A 470-nucleotide genomic window follows, 5' to 3' on the forward strand; every position below is an offset into this window, starting at 1 on the left:
ATATTGAACCGCATGGTTCAATAGTGAAAGGCGGCTTTGCTGTCACTTATAGATGGATCCGCGCCGTATTAGCTAGTTGGTAAGGTAACGGCTTACCAAGGCAACGATACGTAGCCGACCTGAGAGGGTGATCGGCCACACTGGAACTGAGACACGGTCCAGACTCCTACGGGAGGCAGCAGTAGGGAATCTTCCGCAATGGGCGAAAGCCTGACGGAGCAACGCCGCGTGAGTGATGAAGGTCTTCGGATCGTAAAACTCTGTTATCAGGGAAGAACAAATGTGTAAGTAACTGTGCACATCTTGACGGTACCTGATCAGAAAGCCACGGCTAACTACGTGCCAGCAGCCGCGGTAATACGTAGGTGGCAAGCGTTATCCGGAATTATTGGGCGTAAAGCGCGCGTAGGCGGTTTTTTAAGTCTGATGTGAAAGCCCACGGCTCAACCGTGGAGGGTCATTGGAAACTG

1 rRNA gene is annotated in these 470 nt (G+C 51.9%); it reads left to right on the forward strand.

Going from position 1 to position 470, the window contains the following annotated elements:
- A 16S ribosomal RNA gene (locus AC2D8K_RS12610) occupies positions 1-470 on the forward strand; the annotation flags it as partial.

The organism is Staphylococcus sp. 510, from assembly GCF_057219715.1.